Annotated in this window: 24 protein-coding genes, 15 tRNA genes and 1 pseudogene; all 40 read right to left on the bottom strand. The window is 44.2% G+C overall.

The window, feature by feature from the left end:
* Positions 1-2 precede the first annotated feature (2 nt).
* The 40 genes and pseudogenes from G588_RS0108330 to lysS all read right to left on the bottom strand — a co-directional run bounded on the left by G588_RS0108330 (position 3) and on the right by lysS (position 22,295).
* Entirely contained in the window at positions 3-335 is a 333-nt protein-coding gene (locus G588_RS0108330) for a plasmid mobilization protein (protein ID WP_022778276.1), read from the bottom strand.
* A complete protein-coding gene (locus tag G588_RS0108325) occupies positions 328-1,005 on the bottom strand; it encodes a DUF4366 domain-containing protein (RefSeq protein WP_026668664.1) in 678 nt (225 codons plus the stop codon). The genes G588_RS0108330 and G588_RS0108325 overlap by 8 nt, the downstream gene beginning before the upstream one ends.
* The gene (locus G588_RS19670) at positions 992-1,309 is read right to left on the bottom strand and encodes a DUF4315 family protein (RefSeq protein WP_022778274.1); all 318 of its coding nucleotides are present in this window, start codon (positions 1,307-1,309) and stop codon (positions 992-994) included. Before G588_RS19670 ends, G588_RS0108325 begins: the two co-directional genes overlap by 14 nt.
* 11 nt (positions 1,310-1,320) lie before the next feature.
* The gene (locus G588_RS19665; RefSeq protein WP_022778273.1) at positions 1,321-2,982 is read right to left on the bottom strand and encodes a C40 family peptidase; all 1,662 of its coding nucleotides are present in this window, start codon (positions 2,980-2,982) and stop codon (positions 1,321-1,323) included.
* Complete coding sequence (locus G588_RS0108310; RefSeq protein WP_022778272.1) at positions 2,975-5,341, bottom strand: VirB4-like conjugal transfer ATPase, CD1110 family; 2,367 nt, start codon at positions 5,339-5,341, stop codon at positions 2,975-2,977. The genes G588_RS19665 and G588_RS0108310 overlap by 8 nt, the downstream gene beginning before the upstream one ends.
* On the bottom strand, positions 5,262-5,696 hold the full coding sequence (locus tag G588_RS0108305) for a PrgI family protein (protein ID WP_022778271.1): 435 nt from the start codon (positions 5,694-5,696) through the stop codon (positions 5,262-5,264). Before G588_RS0108305 ends, G588_RS0108310 begins: the two co-directional genes overlap by 80 nt.
* A gap of 14 nt (positions 5,697-5,710) precedes the next feature.
* Positions 5,711-6,577, bottom strand: coding sequence for a VirB6/TrbL-like conjugal transfer protein, CD1112 family (locus tag G588_RS0108300; protein ID WP_022778270.1), 867 nt, complete (start codon positions 6,575-6,577; stop codon positions 5,711-5,713).
* A gap of 83 nt (positions 6,578-6,660) precedes the next feature.
* Positions 6,661-6,873 (bottom strand): Maff2 family mobile element protein, encoded by a 213-nt coding sequence (locus G588_RS0108295; RefSeq protein WP_022778269.1) that lies wholly within the window; start codon positions 6,871-6,873, stop codon positions 6,661-6,663.
* Between the two features lie 78 nt (positions 6,874-6,951).
* Positions 6,952-8,469: pseudogene (locus G588_RS19660) on the bottom strand (VirD4-like conjugal transfer protein, CD1115 family); the annotation flags it as partial.
* 98 nt (positions 8,470-8,567) lie between these two features.
* Positions 8,568-9,059: a PcfB family protein gene (locus G588_RS19655; RefSeq protein WP_022778267.1), complete on the bottom strand. Its 492-nt coding sequence runs from the start codon at positions 9,057-9,059 to the stop codon at positions 8,568-8,570.
* Between the two features lie 3 nt (positions 9,060-9,062).
* Positions 9,063-9,461 carry a hypothetical protein gene (locus G588_RS0108280; protein ID WP_022778266.1) on the bottom strand — a complete coding sequence of 133 codons (399 nt, stop codon included), beginning with the start codon at positions 9,459-9,461 and terminating at the stop codon, positions 9,063-9,065.
* Positions 9,462-9,499: 38 nt separating this feature from the next.
* Positions 9,500-9,748 carry a hypothetical protein gene (locus G588_RS0108275; RefSeq protein ID WP_022778265.1) on the bottom strand — a complete coding sequence of 83 codons (249 nt, stop codon included), beginning with the start codon at positions 9,746-9,748 and terminating at the stop codon, positions 9,500-9,502.
* A 1-nt stretch (position 9,749) separates the two neighbouring features.
* A complete protein-coding gene (locus tag G588_RS0108270; protein WP_022778264.1) occupies positions 9,750-10,913 on the bottom strand; it encodes a DUF5688 family protein in 1,164 nt (387 codons plus the stop codon).
* 254 nt (positions 10,914-11,167) lie between these two features.
* Entirely contained in the window at positions 11,168-12,547 is a 1,380-nt protein-coding gene (locus tag G588_RS0108265; protein ID WP_022778263.1) for a PASTA domain-containing protein, read from the bottom strand.
* Positions 12,548-12,730: 183 nt separating this feature from the next.
* Positions 12,731-12,803, bottom strand: a tRNA-Met gene (locus G588_RS0108260).
* 4 nt (positions 12,804-12,807) lie between these two features.
* A tRNA-Asn gene (locus tag G588_RS0108255) sits at positions 12,808-12,879 on the bottom strand.
* A 4-nt stretch (positions 12,880-12,883) separates the two neighbouring features.
* Positions 12,884-12,956: transfer RNA gene (locus G588_RS0108250), tRNA-Gln, on the bottom strand.
* A gap of 4 nt (positions 12,957-12,960) precedes the next feature.
* A tRNA-Lys gene (locus G588_RS0108245) sits at positions 12,961-13,033 on the bottom strand.
* Between the two features lie 4 nt (positions 13,034-13,037).
* A tRNA-Lys gene (locus tag G588_RS0108240) sits at positions 13,038-13,109 on the bottom strand.
* Positions 13,110-13,113: 4 nt separating this feature from the next.
* Positions 13,114-13,185, bottom strand: a tRNA-Phe gene (locus G588_RS0108235).
* Positions 13,186-13,189: 4 nt separating this feature from the next.
* Positions 13,190-13,261: transfer RNA gene (locus G588_RS0108230), tRNA-Cys, on the bottom strand.
* Between the two features lie 5 nt (positions 13,262-13,266).
* Positions 13,267-13,340, bottom strand: a tRNA-Gln gene (locus G588_RS0108225).
* 10 nt (positions 13,341-13,350) lie between these two features.
* Positions 13,351-13,572, bottom strand: coding sequence for a helix-turn-helix domain-containing protein (locus G588_RS0108220; RefSeq protein ID WP_022778262.1), 222 nt, complete (start codon positions 13,570-13,572; stop codon positions 13,351-13,353).
* A 339-nt stretch (positions 13,573-13,911) separates the two neighbouring features.
* Positions 13,912-13,999: transfer RNA gene (locus G588_RS0108210), tRNA-Ser, on the bottom strand.
* 4 nt (positions 14,000-14,003) lie between these two features.
* A tRNA-Tyr gene (locus G588_RS0108205) sits at positions 14,004-14,087 on the bottom strand.
* 4 nt (positions 14,088-14,091) lie between these two features.
* A tRNA-Glu gene (locus G588_RS0108200) sits at positions 14,092-14,165 on the bottom strand.
* 4 nt (positions 14,166-14,169) lie between these two features.
* Positions 14,170-14,243 (bottom strand) — tRNA-Glu (locus G588_RS0108195).
* Between the two features lie 39 nt (positions 14,244-14,282).
* Positions 14,283-14,540: a helix-turn-helix domain-containing protein gene (locus G588_RS0108190; protein WP_022778260.1), complete on the bottom strand. Its 258-nt coding sequence runs from the start codon at positions 14,538-14,540 to the stop codon at positions 14,283-14,285.
* A gap of 29 nt (positions 14,541-14,569) precedes the next feature.
* Positions 14,570-14,651, bottom strand: a tRNA-Leu gene (locus G588_RS0108185).
* Between the two features lie 4 nt (positions 14,652-14,655).
* Positions 14,656-14,727, bottom strand: a tRNA-Trp gene (locus G588_RS0108180).
* Between the two features lie 4 nt (positions 14,728-14,731).
* Positions 14,732-14,815: transfer RNA gene (locus tag G588_RS0108175), tRNA-Ser, on the bottom strand.
* Positions 14,816-15,160: 345 nt separating this feature from the next.
* Complete coding sequence (locus G588_RS19650) at positions 15,161-15,682, bottom strand: hypothetical protein (protein WP_022778259.1); 522 nt, start codon at positions 15,680-15,682, stop codon at positions 15,161-15,163.
* A 13-nt stretch (positions 15,683-15,695) separates the two neighbouring features.
* A complete protein-coding gene (locus tag G588_RS0108165) occupies positions 15,696-16,346 on the bottom strand; it encodes a hypothetical protein (protein ID WP_022778258.1) in 651 nt (216 codons plus the stop codon).
* A 14-nt stretch (positions 16,347-16,360) separates the two neighbouring features.
* Complete coding sequence (locus G588_RS0108160; RefSeq protein WP_022778257.1) at positions 16,361-16,801, bottom strand: hypothetical protein; 441 nt, start codon at positions 16,799-16,801, stop codon at positions 16,361-16,363.
* An 81-nt stretch (positions 16,802-16,882) separates the two neighbouring features.
* Positions 16,883-17,833, bottom strand: coding sequence for a DUF6017 domain-containing protein (locus tag G588_RS0108155; RefSeq protein WP_022778256.1), 951 nt, complete (start codon positions 17,831-17,833; stop codon positions 16,883-16,885).
* A gap of 65 nt (positions 17,834-17,898) precedes the next feature.
* Positions 17,899-18,264 (bottom strand): replication initiator protein A, encoded by a 366-nt coding sequence (locus G588_RS0108150; RefSeq protein ID WP_022778255.1) that lies wholly within the window; start codon positions 18,262-18,264, stop codon positions 17,899-17,901.
* Entirely contained in the window at positions 18,265-19,176 is a 912-nt protein-coding gene (locus G588_RS0108145; RefSeq protein WP_022778254.1) for a ParB/RepB/Spo0J family partition protein, read from the bottom strand.
* Entirely contained in the window at positions 19,139-19,951 is an 813-nt protein-coding gene (locus G588_RS0108140; RefSeq protein WP_022778253.1) for a ParA family protein, read from the bottom strand. Before G588_RS0108140 ends, G588_RS0108145 begins: the two co-directional genes overlap by 38 nt.
* A gap of 13 nt (positions 19,952-19,964) precedes the next feature.
* Positions 19,965-20,423, bottom strand: a complete 459-nt coding sequence (locus tag G588_RS22990; protein ID WP_242830348.1) for a DUF6462 family protein — start codon at positions 20,421-20,423, stop codon at positions 19,965-19,967.
* 297 nt (positions 20,424-20,720) lie between these two features.
* Complete coding sequence (gene lysS / locus G588_RS0108130) at positions 20,721-22,295, bottom strand: lysine--tRNA ligase (protein WP_022778251.1); 1,575 nt, start codon at positions 22,293-22,295, stop codon at positions 20,721-20,723.
* Positions 22,296-22,380 lie beyond the last annotated feature (85 nt).

Below are 22,380 nucleotides of genomic sequence, written 5' to 3'. Positions count from 1 at the left end.
TGCTACTCCATGGAATTAAACTTATCCAGAAGTTCTCCCAAAAGCCTCATTATCTCTCTGTGGGATCTTTTGATATCCTCGATGTCGCTCTTATAGATACTTCCGGTCTCATTAGCTCTGCGTGCATACTGATTCAGGTTGTTGCTGCAGATTTTTGTAAGTCGCAGAATTTCCTTAAAGTCGGACATATCAACTTCTATGACATATCCTCTAAGGACAAGCTTACGCAGGTAAGCACTTCTGTTTCTAATGCCTACCTGCTCCATTCTGCTGTTAACAGACTTAAGCTCGTCTTCAGAAACTCTGCACTTGATTACAAAACTTCGATTACTCATCGCTCCTATCGTCCTCGTCATCATCATCCTCATCAGAAATCTGATTCAGATAATCATCCTCTTCATCCACATAATCAGCATCGGGATCCGGCTCCTCCTTTGGCTGCTTCTTCTTTTTCTTGAAAGCAAAGAAACCTGCGATCATTGCAATTGCTGCAAATGGAAGTGCTATAAGTAAAGGTGTGTAGTCCTTCTTTGGAGGCGCAGGTGCCGGCTCAGGCTCGGGTTCTGGCTGCGTTACAGGTTCCGGCTCGGGCTCTTTTTCTTCTTTGATGCCCTTGTACTCTTTTACTTCATCCTCATCCATAAGAGAGAGAAGATCACGCTCATCAACCATATTCAGGAAGTGAACGTTCTCATTTCCATCGTCGTCTCTGTCGATGATGATGTAGAAGTAATTGCCGCTCTTGGTAACAACAGTGATGAACTGTTTGCCGCCGCACTCAAGAGTTCCGTAGTCATCAACCAGCTCCATGTTGCCATCGGGAGTAAGGGGACCATATTCCTCTATAGGCTTCTCTTCCGGTTCTTCAGGAACGATTTCCTCCTCTTCTACCGTTTCTTCAGGATTGACGTAGGCAAAGGCCGTTACCGGTGTCATTCCAAGAAAAAGAGCTGAAGCAACTGCCACAGCTCTTACGCAAAATCTCCCTAATTTAATTTTCCTCATCTTCTGTTTCCTCACTTTCTTCATCTTCGTAGATGTATTCCGATTTCTCTTTTCCCGGATCTGACTTGGTAAAGGCATCCGCCACCTCATCAAATCCATCTGCACTCTTTTGAGCCGTAGCTAACTGAAGTAGTCTTGCCAGCTCTTCAGGCTTAAGTTTAAGTGCATTTACTTCCGCAATGATCTGATTGTTCTCAGCAGCCTTCAGCTTCTCTTCACAGTTTTTTACCCTTTGGTCAGCTTCGGCTTTGCGCTTCTTGGCGCGTTCCAGTTCATCACGGAGTCTGTCAATTCGCTCGTACATAACTCTCCCTTCTACCCATTGATTCTTGCATAGGTATAAAAATGTTTTCTCCAATAATTGGTGTTTACTGATGTGTACTGGATTGGTGATCCGCAGTGAAGCATCATTCCATCTCCCACGTAGATTCCCACGTGGCTTGCTCCCTTCACATCATAGGTTCCTTTGAAAAAGATAAGATCGCCGGGACGGGCCTCTGAAGCAGGAATCCTGGTACAGCGATTCAAAAGTCCGTTAGCTGTAGTTCTGCCAACATTCCAGCCATTACCACAGTGATTGATCACCCAGCACACAAAGCCTGAACAGTCAAAGGATGTTGAAGGCTTGCTTCCTCCCCAGACGTAAGGATATCCAAGATACCTCTCCGCCTCTCGGATCATGTTTGCAAATCTCACATCCGTAAGAGCCTCCGGTGGAATCTCGTAATCCCCATATCTTCCCGGATCCACAATGGAATAAATGTCATCATCGAAAAGATATTTTTTATTGCCATAGGTCTCAAGAAGAACCTCATATCTTGCCAGCTGATCAGCTGTAAGGCCAAGGCTCCTTATGACAGTGTCGAGGGTGTGATTAACAAGGCTGACCTTCAATATCTTCCACTCGTACTGTTCTATGTAGGTGTACTCCTCGTAGTAGCCGCCATCTTCATAGCTGTCATCCTCTACCCAGCGATAATCTGTGACTTCTCTTTCTCTAATTTCTGTCACAGGTCTCAGGGCCAAGGTGTACTGCTTTTCAAAGATTTCCTCTATTTTGGCCTGTACCATGCTTTCCGTATACTGCTCATAGAGAACAGTAAGAACTGCAGCCAGCTGATAAGGATTGTGACCGATGTTATCCAGAGTGTACTGATATTCATCAAACCCCGGATGATCTACTTCGATATTATCGATGGTGTCCTTCAGTTCATCCTCCAATTCTCTATAATTGGCTTCAACAGCCAGGATCTCATCATCCACAGCTGTATAGCTTGTTGTGATTCCCACATGGGAAGCGCCATTAAACACACAGCCGCAGGATGAAAAGATTCCGGAAATAAGAATGATAAGAGCCAGCACAACAGCAATTACTCCAATAGCTTCAGCATGCTCTTTCAGGAATTCTCCGAGCTTACCAACCAGGTCCTCAGCCTGATCAACAAACTTTCTGCCAACATTTCCAACCTGATTTGCTGCTTCTTTGGAGCTTTTCTGAAATGCTTTTTCCTTTATTTCCTTCTTCATCTGACTGTGTTGTCTGGCCTTAGACTGAGGATTGGATCCTGACTTCTTAGCAGCATTTTCTTCCCTGACATCACGCTTATGTTTATTCTCATAGCGCTTATTGCTGTAGAGGTCATGCTTAACAGCCTCAGCCATGGCGCTGGCTGCAGAAAGTCCTGCACGCGCACTCTCTGCCCCAACGTTCTGGTCTTTATTCTTATCGTCTGATCCTTCTGAAACACCGGAGGAAACGGCTCTTGTGGCAGTTGCAGCCTTTCTCGCCATTTCCCTTGCCGCAATTTCCTTATAGGCCCAGGTTCTTCCCTGGGACCTCATCTTCGCCAGGGCCTTTCTTTCCTCCAGGGTCATCTCGTTATCTTTTTTCCCGGTACGAAACTTATCTCTTGCAGCCTTCGCAGCCGTAGTACTGGTCTTGAGCTTTGAAGCGTTGTTTCCACTTTTCTCATTCATTAGCCTGCTCCTTTGCTTCCTGAACCTCCTGAGGCTTCGTTGTCATAATGTGATACAGTTCAAGATCCTTAGGGAATCTGTCTACAAAGGGAAGAATGACACTTCCGTAAAATAAAAGTCCTTCACCTTCTCCCGAATGAGTCACATACGAGAGCTGATGAGGACTTATATTAAGCTGCTTTGCAAGGATTGCCCTGTCTCCAACCGCCTGATTCAGCATGATAACGAAGTCAGAGTTTTCAAAGATATTTTCAACCTCCTTGGAAGCCAGGAGGTCCTTGACGTTCTGAGTTATGCCACTGGGAATGCCACCCCACTTTCTGAAACGCTTCCAGATCTCTACTGTATAAGCGGCTGTCTGCTCTTCTTTGAGGAGCAGATGCATTTCATCTAAGTAGTATCTGGTGGACTTTCCGGCCTCTCTGTTGGACGAGACTCTTCCCCAGACCTGATCCTGAATTATGAGCATTCCGATCTTCTTGAGCTGCTTACCAAGTTCCTTGATGTCATAGCACACAATTCTGTTGGTGATATTAACATTGGTCCTATGGTTAAAGAGATTAAGTGAACCCTTTACATAAATCTCCAGGGCGGTTGCTACATGCTTGGCTTCAGGCTCATCCTGCTTCAGAAGCTCTTTATACAGGTCTTCCAAAAGAGGCATGTTCTCAGGTCTTGGATCCTCGAAGTATCTCTGATAGATCTGATGGATACATCTGTCTATTACAGTCTTTTCAACAGGAAGAAGACCATCCTTACCGCCAACAATCAGCTCGCACAAAGACAATATGAAATCAGCCTTTAGCATGATTGGATTATCATCTTCGCTGTAGTTCATGTTGATGTCCATGGGGTTGATGTACTGGTCAGATGTAGGACTTATCTTGATAACCTGGCCTCCAAAGTGCTCAACCAGTGGCCTGTACTCGGCTTCAGGATCTGAGATGATGATGTCATCGTCAGTAACCAGGAATGCATTTGCAATTTCTCTTTTTGCGGCAAAAGACTTACCGGAACCGGGAGTTCCAAGGATAAGGCCGTTAGGATTCTTAAGGAGCTTGCGGTCCACCATGATAAGGTTATTGGACAGAGCATTGAGTCCGTAGTACAGTGACTCTTTTCCCGTCTGAAACAGCTCCTGTGTGGTAAAAGGCACAAAAATCGCAGTGCTTGAGGTTGTCATGCCTCGTCTGATATCCACAAGGTTTGTTGCCAGAGGAAGGCAGCTCATAAGTCCCTGCTCCTGCTGATAATCAAGTCTCACCAGGTTACAGTTATGCTTCTGGGCAATACTGTTTGCCTGGAAGAAATTGTTCTCAAGGTCCTGCTGGGTCTTTCCGGTATTAAGGATAAGGAACGTCATAAGGAACATTCTCTCATTCTGTGACTGCAGTTCCTTCAGAAGTGCCTTGGCATCTTTGCCGTAGGTGGCAAGATCTGAAGGAATTATATCCATGTCGTAACCGGCACGAACAGCCTTTTTCTGCTCCTCAATCTTGGAACGATCCAGTTCAGTGATTGTGTGCTTGATGGTCTTAATAGCCTCATTCTGATTAACAGACTGCAGATGCATTGTGACAATCTGGCTTGATTCCATGGAAAGGAAATCTGCCAGCATTCTGTCGCTGATATCTGAAGCTGTGATCTGCAAAAAGCTCATGCAGCCGTAGGCATCCCCCATCTGGAAGAGTCTTCCGTTTTTGAAATTAAAGCTGCTTGGTGCAATAGCATCTTTTACCGAGGCGCCTGCCCTCACTGTGTCCTTCCAGTCAAAGAAGAACTTGGCATCATCCCCGATATGGAACTGAGCGTGCATGATCTCCAGCCTCTCTTTTCCATTAAGGGTCCTTGCCTGGACTCCAATACGCTTGAAGTTATTGAGAAGGTCCGTCTCGATGTGGATGAGCCTTGGCTTCGCAGTCTTCATATTCTCAGCATGAATACCAAAAGTAAGATACTTGGTCTTGGTAAGACCGTTATTGCCGGCCTGCATCTGATGGAACAGCATGTAGCTATACTCATCACGGACCTTGTTGTAGCCGTCAGGTCTGTGCTTAATCGCGATCTTTTTCTCAAACTTCTCAGCATCTGTGGACATGTTTAAGAAAGAAATCTGGAAGTGCACAGAACTATCGAAGAAGTTAAGGAAGCTGCACCACTCCTCAAAGATCTCTGTCTGGTCCTCTGCCTGAGCCAGCTGATAGTTTATGTCCTGAAACTGGATTGTCTTGGTGTAGAAGTCCTTTCCCACTCGGCATATCCCATCAGGAAACATGCGGTCAAAGGGTATGCTCTCCTGAGCGCTTTCCGGGACGTTTTTCTTTTTCTTTTCCCTGTGAAACAGTTTTATTGCCTTCATCTGTCTCTTTATTCCTTTCCTGCTCTGCTATTTCCTCAAGCAGTGCATAATAGTTTGTATTTTTGTAGAGGCGTTTCTTGGGTCTTTCAAAGGTTGCTTCGTAGAAATGCTCCAAATACACCTCCAATGGCTGCCCATTCTTTTCATACATGGCAAGAAAAAACAGTGGCATCATGGAAAGCATCATTCCAAGCATTGCCACTGTTATGTTTCCCAGCCTCTTTATGAGAAAGAAAGCCGGAACACCGATCATTGCTCCAAGTGAAAAGCAAATAAGCTGCCTCTTTGTCAGATTGAAAAACACCTTGGATTTTACTTTGGAAAAATCCCTGGGTGCGCTTATATAATTTGCCATATTCCTCCTTTTCCTTAAGTTGCATGGACAATCGATTTGGCGATTGATCCGGTCTTCAGGAGCGTAAAACCAAGCAGTATCGTAAAGCCCAGTACCTTCCACAGCGAACCCATGATGTCAGCAGAAAAAGCTACCGACTGAATCATTACAGCGTAGATTCCCACGCAGACCATGATAAGGAAGCCCTGAAGTCCAAGTGCCCAGAGGGACCTGAAATAGTTCTGTCCGATTTGTGACTGTTCGCGGCTTCCAAAGGTTGCAAAAGGAATCGGAGCCAGGGAAATTGTGAGATATATCTCAATCATTCTTCCATTCACTACGAGGAAGATGAAGATTGCAGCTATCTTCACCAGGAACTGCACGATGAAGCTCTGTAAAAAGATACTGAACAGCACTCCGGTGTCGTAGGACTCAAGAGTTGCCTGCATTCCCGCCAGAGCTGATGCATCAATTGCGGTACTGGCCATGATGATTCCGCCGCTTCTGTCTATGATCCACTTGGCAACATCAAACACTGCCAGGGTTATGGTAAAGGTGTTGGAGATAAGTGTTACTGCTACAAAGGTTTTGAATATCCACTTAAAGAATATAAAAGTCTCGAAGTTAGCAAGATTGTTGTGGGCGATAACAAGCTGAATAAGCTCGTAGCAGGCGATAAAAGTAAGGATAATTCCTGCTACCGGCATAATCAGGTTGTCCGACAGATTCCTGATGAGGTTATAAACCGAAGGCAGGTAACTTGCCGGTGTCTGCCCCACCACGTTTGCTATCTCTCCGACTTCACTATTCATGGAGTCAAAGGTATTGGTCAGGTGTTCCATTATTCCTTCGATGAGCATGTTTCTAAACCATTCTTCAATTTGTTCTAATACGGCTTCCATTCATGCCCTCCATTATTTTCGATTAATTTGGAAAAAGCCGGGGAGATTGCTCTCCCCAGCCTTAGGTTCAACCTTCCTGCGGATCAAAAGAGACCTGCAAGAAGAGGCACAAGTGTAGTACCGATGAGGGCGATTCCGCCGCCAGCCATGAGCTGCTTCATACCCTGGGACTTAGCGCCGGGGTTATCACCGCCGTAACCTTCCATGAGGTTAACGCCTCCCCAAATGCCAAGGCCTGCGCCAAGTGCGATTACAAGTGCCTGAAGTACTGTGATTGAACTCTGAAAAAATGCCATAATTTTGTCCTTTCTACCGCTATCTTTTTGCGGTCAGCGACGCCAACGTCTTTGGCGCCGGTAATAATGTTTTTGTTTTTAAGTTTCGTTGAAATCAATGTCGATGACTATAAATTCGTCATCGGCGTGCAATATTATGTTGTTCTTTTTCTTGAGATAGTTCTCAATGTGGAAATAGTTCTTTTTGTCATAATCCGCTGTCAGAGGATAATTAGGATGCTTGGTAACATCATACTTCTTGGAAAAGAATGGTCTGACGCCTCTGATCTGGACAATACATTTTCCACCATCCATAACTGCCAGTTCGTCCATGCTCATAAGGTCATGGGCTGCTTTCTGGCAGTTAATTCCATAGGTAGGCTGTGAACCTCTTGTATCCTGGGTTGTATAGAAATCAATGGTCTCTTTTCCCAAAATAGCATTGAGGTCCTTCAGGGTCTCCTGCTCAGCGCCACCAAGAAAGACCTGTGAATCCATGTTTCCAACAATGGTATCGCAGCCATCCTTGTAGATGGTCTTAAGCTGGGACTTGGCCTGGAACATAAGACAGGCTGAGATTTCTCGGCTTCGAATAGTTGCAACGATCTTCTCCAGATTCGGGATCTGTCCGATGTTCGCGCACTCATCGATGAGGCATCTTACATGGACCGGAAGTCTGCCATCATACTGGTCATCCGCTTTTTCACAGAGGAGATTAAAGAGCTGGGTGTAAACCATGCTTATAAGAAAATTGAAGGTGCTGTCTGTATCCGACATGATCAGGAAAAGAGCTGTCTTCACATCTCCAAGGGTATCAAGCTCCAGCTCATCGTACTCTGTGATTTCTCTAAGCTCCGCTATATCAAAGGGAGCCAGCCTTGCGCCTGCACTTACCAGGATTGACTTGGCAGTCTTTCCTGCAGCTAGCTTATATTTTTTGTACTGCCTTACCGCGAAGTGATCCGGCTGTTCTGCCTCAAGTTCCTCAAAACTGAGGTCAACTGGGTTCTTGAAGGTCTCATCTTCCTCCCTTACCTCCATGGAATTGAGCATCTCCAAAAGAGTCTTGAAGTTCTGTTCCTCTACCGGAGCCTCAAAGTGAATGTAGCCAATGAGCGCAGTATAAAGAAGCCTTTCCGCCTTGTCCCAGAAGGGATCAGTGCTGCTACCTTCACCCTTGGTATTCAGCATGAGAACTGTTACCATCTTCAGGATGTCTTTTTCCGAGTGAATGTAGTAAAAAGGGTTATAATGCATGCTCTTGGCAAAGTTTATGGTGTTGAAAACCTTGATCTTGTAATCGTTCTTAAGAAGCGCCATTCCTGTTTCAGGAAGGAGCTGTCCCTTAGGATCAGTGACCACATAGCTGGAGTGCATCTGCAGCAAATTGGGCTTAATGAAAAACCTTGTTTTACCTGAACCGGAACCACCAATAACCAGTACGTTTTTGTTTCTTGCGTACTTGGGATTAGCGGGTCTTGAATTCATCGTCAGCTTCTCTGAATCAGAGAGAATTATGTTATTCTTGAATTCAGGGTCAACATAGGGTGTGATCTCTTTTTTTGTTCCCCATCTTGCAGAGCCAAACTCCACTCTGTGTCTGAATTTCTTTTGGTTGTCCTTCCTATCCCAGATGAAAAGAACTATCAATAGGAGTGCCAGGCTAATGAGGCCCACAAGGGCTTTGGGATTTTCAAGGATTGTCTCAAAGGTTATCACCTGGTCCTCACCTTCTCCCTATGGGCTACCTTATGTGGAATCTCTGCCGCTTTACTCTTCAGCTCTTTCAGGTGCTGGATTATGGATGGCTTCTTGGGCTCAAGCATTTTCTTTTCCGTGTAAAGCTGAACCACCTTGGAGATGGCATCCTGGTCTCTTGCCTTGAAAAAGATTGTGTAAATCGGCGGCTCCTGTCCTTTGTTCTTAACTACAGCAAAGTCCACACCGAACCTGCCGGCAATCTTCTGGAACTCCCTGAGGTCAGTCTTAGCGACGTCAACGCTGGTGACGCCCTGATCCTGGCCAATGAGCTGTTTTACAGTCTGCTTGCCAACGGGCTTTACGTCCTTCTTGGCCTTAACTTTGGCCTTTAGCTCCTTTTTTGTTTCATCAATCCAGCGCATGACCTTAATTGCATCCTCCAGAGAAACTCTGGAAGATCGATAGACATAGCTGATGGATTCTTTTGTTACTTCTTCTCCTACCATCCCTTAGTCCTCCGATAGCTTATAAGCATTAAACTGGAAGGGTCCGGCCTGATAGTTGCCGGTCTGCTCACGGAAAGCTTTTCTGGCCTCTTCCACCTCGTTCTTTTCCAGAGGTTTAAGACCGTTGTCCTCTTTCATGATGAGGCAGTCGTAAAAGATAAAGCGATGTCCCATAAGCTCAAGGACCTTGTTCTCATCATAGAGAACCACAAAGTCGGTTCCGGGGATAAAGTCTTTTCCCAGATTTCCTTCATAGGACTCCACCATGTAGCTGGTGAGGTTCTGACACATTCCCCAAACTACTTTGTTGCTGTCGATATAGATGGAGATAGGGAAATCCTCCGGAAGTCCCTGGTCTGAAAGGCCGATTTTCTTTCCATTTCCTGTAAGAATGTATTCCATGTTCTTCCTCCTTTCCGATGATCAAAGGCAGCCAAAGCTTACTCAAGGCAGAGTCCCGGGTGCTTGTCCTTCCATTCCTTGATTCCTTCCTGCTTAAGAAGATTCTTGTAGCAGGGAAAACAGATGGGATGCTCCTTGGCATAGGGACAAGTCCTGCAGGGAAAATCAGCGCTAAGAGCTGCTTCCAGAACTTCTTGTCTGTATATGCAATTTCTTTTAACACCGCCACAAATGTCTTTGTGCTCACAGCCACGGCAGTTCTTTGGCTTGTCCTTTGAAAAAATCATCTTATCTAGCGTCTCCTCCCTTAGCTTTGGGCTTAATTTCGGGGGCATTCTCCTTTTTGGGAGCTGCAGCGATCTGCTCTTTCTTGGCCTTAAGGTCGGCTATGAGGGATTTCTTTTCCCCCTGGACCTCAGACTTGGCCTCATGAGCTTTCTCGTTTACGATCTCGCCCTTGATTCCGTCCTTATCAACGTTGGGCTCTCCCATGTCGATTCCGGCTTCCTTGGCCTGCTGGCGCTGCACGAACTTATCACCACGCTCAAAGATCTTGGCCTCAGCATCGTAGTGATAAACGTTGTCGGTAAGCTGCTCTGCAGGATCAACCGTAGTTGCATTCACCTCTCTGACCATCATTTCCAAACTCGGAACATCGAACTTTCCGTTGTCAGGTATGATCAGAAGTTCGTGGATGCTGCTTGGAAGCAAGAAAAAGCTTTGATTTCCAACCCTTTCCGATGCTTTTTCACAGAAATCTCTGTAAGCAAGCACTCCGGCTCCGTGAACGTTGCCTTCAACGCTGACTACGATCATCTGCTCCTCCTCAGGGGGAACATTAAGTCCCAGCATCTCGACATTCTCAACTCCCATCTGTCTTGCAAGAACCTCAGCCATGCCTTCGAATACAATAGGCTGGATCTCAGGCGCTTTCTCCAGCGCATCAGCGTGAAGCTGCTCTGCAGTGATGCCGTACTTATCAAGAAGGTCGTTGGTTACAAGGATTGTTCCGTGTCCATCCTCCATTCCGCATACCTGGAAGCGGTAAACCACAGCCAGGTCCTCAATGTTCTTGTGAGGAATGTTCTTAAGGAAGTCAGCATTTCTATCTGCTGAAACAACCTCCATGACCAGTGTTTCCTTCATGACGTCGTAGTTCATGATGTTCTCGATGTTGAACTCGGGTTTGTTCCTGAGGCTCCCATCAGCCAACTCAGCGGCCTTATTAAGAACTACGTCGTAGGCTTCGCCATTTCTGTAGGCATCATAGAGAGTGTCCAGATTCATACTCACTCCGATCTCGCAGTCCTCAGGCTTAACAGTCAACGCATCGTAGGCTGAGTTAAGCTTCTCAACAGTTCTCTGCTCAACCGAAGCATCCATGCCGTACCTGGAATAAAGCACTTCCTTCAAATCTTTGGCGATCTGTTCTTTGAATTCTTCAAAATCCATACGTCTTTTCCTTTCTGTTTTTGGGAAAAATAAAAGCGCCGCCCTGATGTTTCCACCAGAAGCAGCGCTTCACTAAAGTTATGTTTCTTTTGCAAAAGAAAAGCCTCAGAGCGAATCGGTTTGTTCTCTCGTTCACTCCTTGGCTCATTATAATAATAACACCCTCAAAAGCGGGGTAAAATTATCATTTGGTTATCGTTTGGTTATCTCTTGGGTATCATTTGGGTATCATTTTTCGGAGTTTATTAACAGCATTATCGTAATTCAAAATGCTCAACTTTTAATCTAGGGACATAGTATGAATCTACAGTTTTATTATATGAAAATCCAATCAGCAGGCTCCCCTGATATTCTTTTTGTTTAATATCTATAGTGGCCTTTCCATCGCCATATCCATATGCTATTACCTTGTCTCCAACTCTTAATGTAGGCTCCTTAACCGACCTATCATCGTATAATATAACCGTCTCTCCTTCATATGTTGCCCAATATGAAAGACTATAAGTGATTCCAAGTAATTTCGAGTCCTCAATTTTTGTTATTGTTGCATTCATTCTCAAAGGAGTCGATTCATACGTCTCTGGATATCTGTAAAGATCCTCATATCCTATAACCTGCGTCGAATCTTTAAATGCTTGTAAACTACCTTTTGACACATCAACATCTACAGAATACTCATCTGATAAATCTGTTCCGGGATCAAATTCTGCTGCAACAACTGTATTTTTCGCGCCATCGCTAAAGACTTCTGTAGCATACATACTTATGCCCATGTCATCGAGCACTTGTTCAGCGCTCTCAGCATCCATCCCAATTAAATTGGGCATTATTTTAGCTTTCCCTTTCGATGTATATATAATTACAGTCTCGTCTTCTCCAACCTTCACTCCTGCAGTTGGCTCTGTGCGTATTACGACGCCCTTTTCATAAGAATCACTATACTCTGATTCTTCATCAAACTTAACATTACTTCCGAGTACGCTCCTTATTTCGCTTTTAGCATCATACTTTTCAAGGCCTAAAACATCAGGCATAATCATGTTTTCTTTTGACGAATTAGAATTATTATCACTTCTGGTACGCTCATTAGTATTAACATTGACATTTGCATTTACTTGCTCATAATCTTTTTCTGAATATGTTTCTATACTATTGCGAGCTTCCATCGGAGTTTCTGATACATCATTCTTTGTATTTGGCAAAAATACTGAAACCCACCCCATGCATCCCAAAAAGCCTATAATCATAGCTGCAATAGATAATCCATGTTTGTGTTCGTCATCTTTTTTTGCTATATCAATTATGCTGAGAATGACAGCTACTGGACCGGTAATAAATAATAAGGAGCATACTAATGCAGCAACGCTAATCCATGAATTCTTCTTTTTTACTGCCTTGGTTGGATTTTGCATTGATTGATTAGCACTTTTTGTAACATTTTTACTACCAGTAGCAACAGTGCGATTAGCTGAGGAATTCTGCGGACTTACACCTTTGTTTTGTGGAGTTCCCGCTGAAGTTGAGGTACTTCTTTTAAAACGAGTACCACATTTAGGACAACTGGCTGACTGTGCAGGAATTATTGCACCACATTTTGGGCATTTAGCCTTTGCAGTAGTAGCAGTAGTGGCCATATTTAATCAAACCCCTTTCGTTCATCTCAGATCACAATCTTACAAGTATCATTCTATCATCGATATGTAAATTAAATGTAAACGTAATATAATAATGTGATTAATTGTTCAACTTCCTTATCAAAAACAAGATTTCCCCATATCGGCATTTTTTACTTTGCCAATATGGGGAAGTATTCTTAGTCCCAGGAATGGGCCATGATCCCATAACCTTCCGCGTATGAAGCGGGTGCTCTGCCTCTTGAGCTATCCTGGAATAGCGGATATGGAGGGGCTCGAACCCACAGCCCTTCGGTTAACAGCCGAATGCTCTGCCATTGAGCTACATATCCAAAACTGCGGTAGCAGGGCTCGAACCTGCAACCTCCTGAGTCAGAGTCAGATGCTCTACCAGTTAAGCTATACCGCAATAGTGCCGCCTGTGAGGGTTGAACTCACGACCTTCGGTTTAAGAGACCGCTGCTCTGCCAACTGAGCTAAGACGGCTAAGTGCTCCCCACGGGGGTTGAACCCGCATCTCTCGGCTTAAAAGGCCGGTGCATATCCGCTCTGCCAAGGAAGCATAATGGGCACGGACGGTATCGAACCGCCTCACAGGGATTTTCAATCCCTTGCTCTACCATTTGAGCTACGAGCCCTTAGAGACAAAGGTGGGATTCGAACCCACGCTCACGGAGTTGCAGTCCGCTGCCTTTCCAGCTTGGCTACTTCGTCTTAAACTGCGGCAATAGGACTTGAACCTATAATAGTCCTGAGTCAAAGTCAGGCGCTCTGCCAATTGAGCCATACCGCATTGTGCAGTCTTAAGCGACTGCGATTATGTCATCAATAGGAACCTCAAGATACACCGAAAGAGCCACAATCCTGTCTATGCTTGGAAGAACCTCTCCCCTTAAGTATCTATAAACAAGCGATGTACTTGCACCGAGGTATTCTGAAACTTCTGATACTGTATGACCGCTTTCTCTGATCAGCTCCCTGATCCTTAATCCTGTTCCCTCGATATCTATTACTGGATAATCCATTTCTTTTTCTCTCCTTTTTGCATTAAAAAAATCCACCTAACGCAAGTTAAGTGGACCTAGAACTACTCTATTCTTAATGCTCAGGATTTCTTCGGATTATCTTTTCCCGGATCCTGGACCATCAACCACCAACTTGCAATTTGCATAACTAACAAAGCACTTCTGATTTTTGCAGAACTGCATGAACTGTTTGTTATTAAATTGCTTGTTGATAGTTACGTAGTACATTCTTAATTCTTCTCCTTAATCATTGCTGCTGTATCGCAGCTCTTTGCGTTTCTGTAATTGTATTATTTATCAGAAACCTTGATCTGTATAGTGTCATCAGATGACACTGAGCGTTTGCGGAAGGATTCGAACCTTCGGCACAGTATTCCGTGCTCTGCATTAGCAGTGCAGCACCATAAGCCATCTCGGTCACGCAAACGTAGTGGGCAGGGTGAGACTCGAACTCACGTTGTTTCTCTTGTCAGGGTTTTACAGACCCCTGCCTTCGCCGCTAGGCATACCTACCCATAATAGCTCCTGCGGGGTTTGAACCCGACATCTCCAGCTTGAGAGGCTGGCGTCCTAGCCGATTAGACTAAGGAGCCTTACTGATTCCAACGGGACTTGAACCCGGTATCTCTGGCTTGAAAGGCCAGTGTCCTAACCCTTTAGACTATGGAACCATGCGCAGGCGATTTCACGCCCGCTAATCTATATTCAGTTCATGCGCTTAGTGAATAAAGCCATTCCCCTTCGACTACGATAATGTCATCCATAGCAACACCTAAAACAGCTGCTAATACGACTAAATTGTCCAGTGTTGGCATGGCAGTTCCGTGCTGCCACTTGTAAATCGCCTGTGGAGTAGCAAAACCGAACACATCCTGTAAATCCCTAACAGACATACCGGCTGCCACTCTTAAATCTGTAATTCTCTGTCCCGTAGCGACCATGTCGATCGCTGGAATATTCTGTGTCATTTTCGACTCCTTTCTGGCTCTTGGCCAAGTACACGAGGTGGGATTCGAACCCACATGCATCACTGCGTCTGATCCTAAATCAGGTGCGTCTACCAACTTCGCCACTCGTGCAAAACAGACCCGCCAGGACTTGAACCCGGACTAACAGTTTTGGAGACTGCTGTGCTACCAATTACACCACGAATCTATAACGCAGAGCCTGGGATTCGAACCCAGATATCCGTGAGGAATGTCGGTTTTCAAGACCGATGCTGTACCAATTGAGCCAACTCTGCATATTTTCAGACAAAAGAAAAAGCTGCCTGCCTCATCTAAGAGGTAAGCAGCTGCTAAACATGTTCATCTATAAGCTCGGATCCTGTCTATCACGATCCTGCCAAAACAACATTTTCTCGCATTTGCCTATCCTTAAATGAGCGCATGAAATTAAACATCCACTCTGATTTGCTCTGGAGTGATGATTCATAACTTTCGCTATACAGGCAATAATTGCGATTCATTGTTGTCATGTCTCTTTCTTTTCCTTTCCGCGAGCGTTTATCTGCTCCGCTTATCTCTTTCTATATCGTATAGTAACACCGGTTAGTTTAGTTGTCTATTAGCCTCGTAGTATAAAATAATCATATCCAATTTGTTGTTATTATTCGTTCAATAAGCTTGCCCCATTCAGATATATCATTCCATACAATATCTGATTTCTTACGTTCACTAAGCTTATCTCCAACTCTGCATCCAAGATCAATTGCCCAGTTCTTTGACATATCTTCTGAATCAAAGTATTTCCATTCCAGACCATTTGTATAAAGAACTCTTTTATATGAATCTTTATGTTTACTAATCTGTTCTACATGATCATCATAAATCTCATATGTATTTTTAGCCTCTATACAGCCTTTAATTACCGGTTCAGTCATTGATCTATTCAATACAACAAAATCAGGGAATCCACCTTTCCCCTCTAATCTTAAATCATCATTGCTTATTGTTCTTCTTGCAGAAACATCACGTAACGATATTTTAGGGCAATACTCTCTAACTATAGAAGCTATGATAGAATACAACTCAATTTCAACACCATGATTTTGTGCACATGAAAGCTCTATTTCTTCTTTGTAACACTCAAAATCGTTATATACAGCCATTCTATGTTTCTCCTTATTCAGCAACTAAAAGCTCTTGACGTCTATCTCTAACCAAACTAACTGCAATTGTTACAATCATTGCACCAGCTATAATTACAAGCCCGCCATTATCAAATGCTTTATAGAAGCCCTCTGAATAATTTGCTTTAATGTATTTAGCCCAAATATATCCCAGAATAACGAGCAAGTTTACTGCAACAGTCGCTGCATAAAGGAAAGCAACTAATATACTAGCTACGATGTTCCTTCTCGTTGCTCGTATCTCTCCTGTACTTGCGAAATTAGAGGCTATTACAAAGCCTGCAGAAATCAAGTATATAACAGTAACCAACACAGCTTTTTGCCAAGAGGGATACTCTATACTGCTGTTAACCACAATCATTGCCAATCCAATAAAGAACATTGACGAGAATGCGACCATCGGTCCGCTAGTCTGTTCATTCTTTACCAATACAAAAATAATAGCCTCAATAATGAGTATAACTGCAATAATGCTCGCCTTACTCTCTCCCGGGATAATATCCTTAAGACTTGGAAAAGCAAACACAAGGAACAATACTCCAAGCAAGCCAGAGACATATGGGAGTTTAGTCATAACTGCGTTAAATGATTTCCTTGCAATCCACATTCCAATGGCTATTGCTAAAACTACTGCTGCTAACATTACTGATCCCCCTTTTATTTTCCGTCCTTTTTCATCTGATTAAGCTTGTTTACGTACACAGCTGCTCTTGAATAGAACTTAAGCTGTTCCTCTCCATCTTTTACTGTAGTTGCTCTCTCAACTCCCTTGGCTGTTCCCTGGCGTACTGCCTCATTGAACATCTTGCCAAGGCGAGCTCGTACCTGAGCAGGTGATTCTTTTATCTTGTACTCTACAAGGACCTCTCCCACATCAGAGAAGGTGGGGAGATCTGCCAGAGTGAACTCTTTGTCCATCTTCTTGGCTTCCTTGATCATATTGCCGACAGCAACTGAATAGTCGTAGGTAGTTCTTTTGCCGAACTTCTCCTCGATCATCTCGCAAACATAATAGTTAACAGTTACGTTCTGCTTCTTGGCTTCCTTCTCGATGCGATCATACAGATCCTGGCTAAGCGAAAGATTAACTCTTGGCATATCTTCATCCTCCTTGTGAGTATTGTTTGACATTCCTGATGATTCCATTTTATGAGTGTTGTTCCGATATGTCAAACATTTTTATACGACGCCACATGCAAGATCATGGCTTACCTCCGACTGATAGTAACTGCTCATTGTTGTTGGGGCATTGAACAGAGCCGACAGAAGGTAGCTCTTTATGTTCCTCACCTTGGTGGTATTGTCTTTCATACAGGCCATAACGTACTCAAGGTGCATGCTGTTAAGCTTGAGGAACTTGGACTTAACCAGGTTAGTAGGATACTCATTCTTGGAGATCCAGATTGTAGGATTCTGGCAAAGAACTGTCTCCAGCACAAGGTCATAGATTCCCTCAATGATCTCTGTATCCTGAGGATACCTTTCAAGCATGATATCAAGCTCAAGATTCTCCCTTACGATTTCTGCATAGGCGTTATACTCATCATTCAGATCTGTTTTCATCGAAACGATATGATTAGTATTTATATCTCTTTTAGTATTATTTATATTAATATTATTAGTGTCGGATTTGCCGTGGTCTAGAACCGGATTTTCACTGGGTCTAGAACCCGAAATTTCCGTGGTCTTGACCCCGATATTTCCGGGGTCTGAAATTTCACTTTCTGTTTCAGAACTTGGTTTTTCCAAGGTCTGAATCTCCTCATTTCCTGCTGATGCAAAATTCTTGAGATAAATGATAGTGGGCTTCCCCTGGCCCTGTTTTCTGCGCTCTATAAGCCCAAATTCCTCAAGATTCTTGAACAGGCATCTGATCTTATCCTCGCCACAGCCCAGCATTTCTGCGGCTTCTGTCTGTGCAAAGTATATATAAGCCCTCTGAAGCTCATCAAACCACTTATTCTTAAGGGATAATGACATTCTATCAAGCATAAGACCGTAAAGAGTCTTAGCAAGAGCGTCAAGCCCGCTAAAATAGGCGTTTGTGAACAAGAGCTTTGGTATTCTGTAAAAGGCAAGCATTTCAGCTTCCTGACCGCTGAAATAATCAAAAATGATTCTTTCGCTCACTCTTTTTTCCTCCCTTCAATGATTTTCTACGATGTTCTATGGATTTGGGTGGTGCAGATTCTGCACTACCCTATTAGTTGAAATCTGCATCTACGATTGAAATTCTTAACGTAGATCCGACTTGGCTTGCCTTTTTCCTGGAGCTTACTAATAAGACCAAATTCCTCTAATTCGTTCATACAGTCGATTATTGTGTGTCTTGAGTAGTTTATGTCCTTTTCAAGCTTTCTGAGGGGATAAAGGATATATACGCGGTTCTTATCATCAATCCAGCTGTTCTTTTTTGCCTCAGTCATTTTGGCTAAAAGAACTGCATACATCATCTTCGCTGCAGGAGACAGGGAAGAGAAATCCTCCCCTGTCAGTAATTCCTTTGGAACCGAAACTGATGCAAACTGCTGGGACTGTGTATTGTAGAAATATTCCATCATTTATTCGTCCTCACTTTCATGGGTCCTTCTCCATTCCTCACACATCTCGAGGATAATCTTCTCAATCTGCGTCTGAGAGTAATATACCGGGAAGAACTTGTTGAGCTTACGCTCATTCAAGGTAATCTTTTTTCTTACATGTGGTGTTGCTCTGTTCTGGATAAGAATATCTATCATCTGTTCCTGGGTAAGAGAATCATCCTCACGGTACTTTCTGAGGTCCATAAGCTGTTCCTGCTTGATCATGCCGTTTTCGTGGATGTATTCCCAGAGCCATTGCTGATAGGTATGGTTTAAGTAGGAGATCTCTACCGCCACAAGGAAAGCTAATTTTCCTTCATCTACCATGTTTAGAAGCTTAGGAATCAGCTCTGTGAGTCTGATATATCTAAATACCTGAGTTCTGTTTAAGCCGCTCTCCTTGCCGATAATATCTCCGGAATTTGACTTTGTTGCATCATGAAACAAAGTTCCTGTGACCTGTTTTCCCTGATGCTTTATCGCATCCATCTTCATCTTGAAAGCAAAGGCCTTCTCACTTGGCAAAATCTCTTCCCTCTGCATATTTGCATTGACCATGGCTATGGTTGCATCATCATTTGTCATTTCCTTGATGATGGCAGGAATCTTACGAAGTCCGGCTCTTTTAGCCGCATGTAGTCTTCTGTGGCCGGAAATCATCTCATAAGTACCTTCATCATCAGGTCTTACCAAGACAGGCGTAAGAACACCGCTTTCCTTGATACTTTCCACCAGCTCATCCATCTTTTCATCATCAACAACCTTAAATGGATGATTCTCAAAGGGATAAATAGTCATTACATCAAGATCAACAGTCCCCTCGGTGCTTGGAACACCGAGGAGCTCATCTATACTAGATAGCTTTACTTTCTGACCAACTCTTTGTGCCATCGTTCAAAACCTCCTTAATAAATGATGTGTAGGCAAATGCTGCTTTTCCTTTTGGATCATAGACGTAAAGGCTGCTTCCTGAAGCACTTATCTCAGCAGCTCTCACTGAAAGCGGGATTTCTGTCTCAAATACGTTGATACTTGAGGAATAAGCCTCATAGATCTGAGCCGCTATATCTTTTGCATAATTTGTTCTGTTATCAACCATGGTGATGAGTATTCCCTCTATTTCGAGCTTTGGATTGAGCTGCCTCTTTACCCTTCCTATTGTCTTAATAAGCTGTTGCAGGCCCTTTACAGGAAGATATGCAGCCTGGCATGGGATAATCACTGAATCTGCACAGGCAAGGGCGTTAATTGTCATCATTCCAAGAGACGGCATGCAGTCAATTATGATATATTCATAAGCCTCTCTGGCTTTATCCACATATTCCCTAAGGATTGTCTCTCTGCTGATAACTCCGGTCATGCTGATTTCCAAGCTTGAAAGCTCGATATTGCCCGGCATAAGGTCTACGCCCTCAGGATGATGGATGATTCCCTGTGAAACATCCACAGGCTCATCATTTATGATGTTCACAAGGGCAGTTGCCAATGAAAAATCCAATCTATCCGGTTCATCACAACCAAGGCTGATTGACATTGACCCCTGAGGATCTGCATCTATCATGAGGATCTTGTGGCCTTCCCTTGCAAGGCCTATTCCTAAATTCACGCTGGTGACGGTTTTTCCTACTCCGCCTTTCTGGTTTGCTACAGCAATTACTTTAGACATCTCTTTTACCCCCTTATTCTTTGAATGACTCGATAAAAGCATCAATCTTTTCTGTATTACAGAGAACTACCCCCTTTACCTTCCGGGTTGCCTGAGCCTCTTTTGCCAAAGCCTCGAAAGTATGACGCCCCATTGAGTAAAGCTCAGCCCCTTCCGCATACCTGACGTACTTTTTCTTGCCTTCTTTTACGATCTCTTCCAAATTTTCAATTTTCCTTCTTCTGGTCATATCCATATCCTCGCTTTCATAGTCTTCATTGCAGTTTTCTTCAATGTACTTATCCAGAACATCCAGATCCACAAGGGCAGTTTTCCGAAGTGAAATGTTGGCTCCGGCTTCCTTGCACATGACTACAAATGACCAGTAGGCCATGCTATAGAGCCGGGCTCCATTCTGATAAGTGCAGTACCGGTGTTTTTTACCGGCAAGATACTTTTCCAGATCAATTGGTGGGGGATTTGCTTGATTCATCCGTAACCTCTCTTTCTTTAGTTACGAGATGCAATAAGAAGATTTGAAAGATTCTTTGACAACAAAAAACCACATCTTCTCGTCGTGAGAAATGTGGTTTTTAGTCAAAATTTATATGAAACGATTACTCCTCTAGGGTCCTTTGACTACCCATGGAAGTCCTTTTGCGTCAGACGATTTTCTCCATACATGTCCAATACGCTCCGTAGAAATCCAATGAAAGTGTTGTAACTTCATGGCATTTTTGGATAACATAGGGTCTCTACGGATTTCAATGATTGCTAATGAGTCCGTGTGTTACTTCTGTGATTTCAGTGTCGGGAACAGCAATACATCTCTGATTCCTGCACTATTTGTCAGAAGCATTGTCAGTCTGTCAATACCATATCCGATACCGCCTGTAGGTGGCATACCGATCTCAAGGGCATTGAGGAAGTCCTCATCAGTGTGCTCAGCCTCTTCGTCGCCTGCTGCCGCATTGGCATCCTGTGCTGCGAAACGCTCGCGCTGATCGATAGGATCGTTGAGCTCTGAGTAAGCGTTGCACATCTCCCAGGTGTTGATGAAGAGCTCGAAACGCTCAACCTTCTCAGGATCTGAAGGCTTCTTCTTGGTAAGAGGTGAGATTGCAAGAGGATGATCCATGATGAAGGTAGGCTGGATCAGGTTCTCCTCGCAGAACTCCTCGAAGAAGAGGTTGATGATGTCACCCTTGGTGTGACGATCCTCGAACTCGATGCCTTTCTCTTTTGCAAGGGTCTTGGCCTCTTCGTCTGTCTTAACAGTATCGAAGTCGATACCTGTGTACTTCTTGATTGCATCGTTCATGGTAAGACGCTCGAAGGGCTTGCCAAGATCGATGATATGGTCGCCGTAAGGGATCTGGGTTGTGCCGCAAACCTTCTCAGCGAGATAACGGAACATGGACTCTGTAAGCTCCATCATTCCCTCGTAGTCTGTGTATGCCTGGTACAGCTCCATAAGAGTGAACTCAGGATTGTGTCTTGTGTCGGTTCCCTCGTTTCTGAATACACGGCCGATCTCGAAGACTCTCTCCATGCCGCCTACGATAAGTCTCTTGAGGTAGAGCTCAAGGGAGATACGAAGTTTTCTCTCCTCGTCAAGGGCATTGTAATGTGTGAAGAAAGGTCTTGCAGCAGCTCCGCCTGCGTTCTCAACAAGCATAGGAGTCTCAACCTCGATGAAGTCTCTGCCTGCAAGGAAGTTACGGATCTCGCGGATGATGGCGGATCTCTTCTTGAAGGTCTCCATTACGTCAGGGTTCATAACAAGGTCAACGTATCTCTGTCTGTAACGGATCTCTGTATCTGTAAGGCCGTGGAACTTCTCAGGAAGTGGCATAAGTGACTTGGATAAAAGAGTAAGCTCCTTAACGTGGATCGAGATCTCACCTGTCTTGGTTCTGAAAGCAAAGCCCTTAACACCGATGATATCGCCGATATCCATCTTCTTGAAATCAGCGTAAGCCTCGTCACCAATATCGTTTCTTGAAACGTAGAGCTGAAGGCGTCCGTCTCTGTCCTGAAGTCCGGCGAAAGAAGCCTTACCCATAACACGCTTACTCATCATACGTCCTGCAAGAGATACAACCTTCTCTGCGGGTACATCTGAAAGAGCTACAGGAAGTGCCTTGCCCTCCTCATCAACGGGAACTACGAACTCAAGAGTATCGAAGTTGTCACGAACCTGCTGTGTGTGATGAGTCTGATCATATTTTACGATCTGGAAGGGATCTCTTCCCTGTGCCTGAAGCTCAGCGAGCTTGTCTCTACGAACCTGGCGAAGACGTCCAACGTCTTCCTGAGGCGCATTGTTGTTCTGCTGATTGTTCTGCTGATTATTGTCTGCCACTATTTCATCCTCCTAAAAATCCGGCAAAAAAGTTCTGCCATCAATGTTATCATACCCGATAAGAGCCAGCGATCTTGTAGAAAAA

Source organism: Butyrivibrio sp. AE3009, assembly GCF_000420845.1.
In the GTDB taxonomy this organism is placed as follows: domain Bacteria; phylum Bacillota; class Clostridia; order Lachnospirales; family Lachnospiraceae; genus Butyrivibrio.
Note: the sequence above shows the minus strand (reverse complement) of the source record. Positions and strands in the feature narration are given on the sequence as shown.

Coding starts and splice junctions, on each gene's coding strand:
- G588_RS0108330 (WP_022778276.1), bottom strand. CDS start 335: ATGAGTAATCGAAGTTTTGTAATCAAGTGCAGAGTTTCTGAAGACGAG.
- G588_RS0108325 (WP_026668664.1), bottom strand. CDS start 1,005: ATGAGGAAAATTAAATTAGGGAGATTTTGCGTAAGAGCTGTGGCAGTT.
- G588_RS19670 (WP_022778274.1), bottom strand. CDS start 1,309: ATGTACGAGCGAATTGACAGACTCCGTGATGAACTGGAACGCGCCAAG.
- G588_RS19665 (WP_022778273.1), bottom strand. CDS start 2,982: ATGAATGAGAAAAGTGGAAACAACGCTTCAAAGCTCAAGACCAGTACT.
- G588_RS0108310 (WP_022778272.1), bottom strand. CDS start 5,341: ATGAAGGCAATAAAACTGTTTCACAGGGAAAAGAAAAAGAAAAACGTC.
- G588_RS0108305 (WP_022778271.1), bottom strand. CDS start 5,696: ATGGCAAATTATATAAGCGCACCCAGGGATTTTTCCAAAGTAAAATCC.
- G588_RS0108300 (WP_022778270.1), bottom strand. CDS start 6,577: ATGGAAGCCGTATTAGAACAAATTGAAGAATGGTTTAGAAACATGCTC.
- G588_RS0108295 (WP_022778269.1), bottom strand. CDS start 6,873: ATGGCATTTTTTCAGAGTTCAATCACAGTACTTCAGGCACTTGTAATC.
- G588_RS19655 (WP_022778267.1), bottom strand. CDS start 9,059: ATGGTAGGAGAAGAAGTAACAAAAGAATCCATCAGCTATGTCTATCGA.
- G588_RS0108280 (WP_022778266.1), bottom strand. CDS start 9,461: ATGGAATACATTCTTACAGGAAATGGAAAGAAAATCGGCCTTTCAGAC.
- G588_RS0108275 (WP_022778265.1), bottom strand. CDS start 9,748: ATGATTTTTTCAAAGGACAAGCCAAAGAACTGCCGTGGCTGTGAGCAC.
- G588_RS0108270 (WP_022778264.1), bottom strand. CDS start 10,913: ATGGATTTTGAAGAATTCAAAGAACAGATCGCCAAAGATTTGAAGGAA.
- G588_RS0108265 (WP_022778263.1), bottom strand. CDS start 12,547: ATGGCCACTACTGCTACTACTGCAAAGGCTAAATGCCCAAAATGTGGT.
- G588_RS0108220 (WP_022778262.1), bottom strand. CDS start 13,572: ATGGATTATCCAGTAATAGATATCGAGGGAACAGGATTAAGGATCAGG.
- G588_RS0108190 (WP_022778260.1), bottom strand. CDS start 14,540: ATGACACAGAATATTCCAGCGATCGACATGGTCGCTACGGGACAGAGA.
- G588_RS19650 (WP_022778259.1), bottom strand. CDS start 15,682: ATGGCTGTATATAACGATTTTGAGTGTTACAAAGAAGAAATAGAGCTT.
- G588_RS0108165 (WP_022778258.1), bottom strand. CDS start 16,346: ATGTTAGCAGCAGTAGTTTTAGCAATAGCCATTGGAATGTGGATTGCA.
- G588_RS0108160 (WP_022778257.1), bottom strand. CDS start 16,801: ATGCCAAGAGTTAATCTTTCGCTTAGCCAGGATCTGTATGATCGCATC.
- G588_RS0108150 (WP_022778255.1), bottom strand. CDS start 18,264: ATGATGGAATATTTCTACAATACACAGTCCCAGCAGTTTGCATCAGTT.
- G588_RS0108145 (WP_022778254.1), bottom strand. CDS start 19,176: ATGGCACAAAGAGTTGGTCAGAAAGTAAAGCTATCTAGTATAGATGAG.
- G588_RS0108140 (WP_022778253.1), bottom strand. CDS start 19,951: ATGTCTAAAGTAATTGCTGTAGCAAACCAGAAAGGCGGAGTAGGAAAA.
- G588_RS22990 (WP_242830348.1), bottom strand. CDS start 20,423: ATGAATCAAGCAAATCCCCCACCAATTGATCTGGAAAAGTATCTTGCC.